Annotated in this window: 2 protein-coding genes; both read right to left on the bottom strand. The window is 56.0% G+C overall.

Features of this window, described 5'->3' with window-relative positions:
- Nucleotides 1-42: 42 nt before the first annotated feature.
- Nucleotides 43-516, bottom strand: coding sequence for a DUF29 domain-containing protein (locus VBE63_RS30220; RefSeq protein WP_323686658.1), 474 nt, complete (start codon nt 514-516; stop codon nt 43-45).
- A gap of 44 nt (nt 517-560) precedes the next feature.
- Nucleotides 561-878: a DUF4351 domain-containing protein gene (locus VBE63_RS30225; RefSeq protein WP_323686659.1), complete on the bottom strand. Its 318-nt coding sequence runs from the start codon at nt 876-878 to the stop codon at nt 561-563.
- Between the last annotated feature and the right edge of the window lie 114 nt (nt 879-992).

Consider the following 992-nt stretch of genomic DNA (forward strand, 5'->3'; position numbering starts at 1 on the left):
TGATTAGGTTGAGTGTCCAGTGGTGTAGCAGCGGGTCTTGCATCATTTAGACCCAGGATAAAATGTTTTGTCGAGCACCTGCTCAGTGCGATAGGGACATTCGCTGGGGAACGTCGCTTGTGGCAAGCCGGTTTCATCGCTGGCCAAATCGACGGCATCGGGATAAATATCCTCAATGGCTGCATCGAGTATCGACTTCAAGCCGGGGGATTTTCGCAAGCGCAGCGTCAAACGTTTGCGTTGTTCAATGATGGTTGCACGCCAACTATCGCCTTTGAATTCACGCCAGCGCTCCGCTAAGGTATGATATTGATAGTGCCATTTGAGCAAATGAGCGAGCAATACCAGCAAGCGGCTTTCTAGCTCATGGCGCTCGCTTTTGCCCATGTCGCTGAGTTCCTCTAGCAAATGCTCGATGTCGAGTTCCTCAAAGCGGCGCTCGCGCAGTAATTCGGCGTTGCGTTGCGCCCAAGACGAATAGTTGGTTTCGTACAAAGCGTTCAGAGGAGCCGTCATAGTGCAAACCTTCCAAAAGGGTCCAGTGGGGCGGCACGGGTTGCTCAGGCGTTGGGTTGGCGTATGGGATGCGCGGCGAGCCAGGTCTCGAGGTCAGCGATGGTGCTGAAGGCGAGCAGCGCTTCGATGAGGTCTTCGAGCTGGTCGACGGATAGCGCTTGGACGCGCGCTTGTTGCGTCTTGCTCAGCGTGCCGAGGCGGCGGCGCAGGAGGCGCAGGATGAGTTCCGCTTCCCCTTCTTGCTTCCAGATCGGCTTGTTCTTCGCCACGATCTCCCGATAGGCACGGATCTGTTCGAGTGGGGTCAGTTCACCGAGCATGCGGAGGATCTCCTCTAGGGTCTGGTCCTGAAAACGCGCCATCAGCCAGGATTGGAAGACATCGAGACAACCTTAATCTGACCATAGGCGATGGGTGCTTGTTCGCGCAAGCTCGCGGAGTCTTCGATCAGATAGGGCAGGAAGGTGGCCAGCAAG

Origin of the sequence: Lamprobacter sp. (genome assembly GCF_034860625.1) — a bacterium.
GTDB lineage: Bacteria > Pseudomonadota > Gammaproteobacteria > Chromatiales > Chromatiaceae > Lamprobacter.

What these genes read in the sequence shown, in the direction of transcription:
- VBE63_RS30220 (WP_323686658.1), bottom strand. Translation starts at nt 516, where the DNA reads ATGACGGCTCCTCTGAACGCTTTGTACGAAACCAACTATTCGTCTTGG.
- VBE63_RS30225 (WP_323686659.1), bottom strand. Translation starts at nt 878, where the DNA reads ATGGCGCGTTTTCAGGACCAGACCCTAGAGGAGATCCTCCGCATGCTC.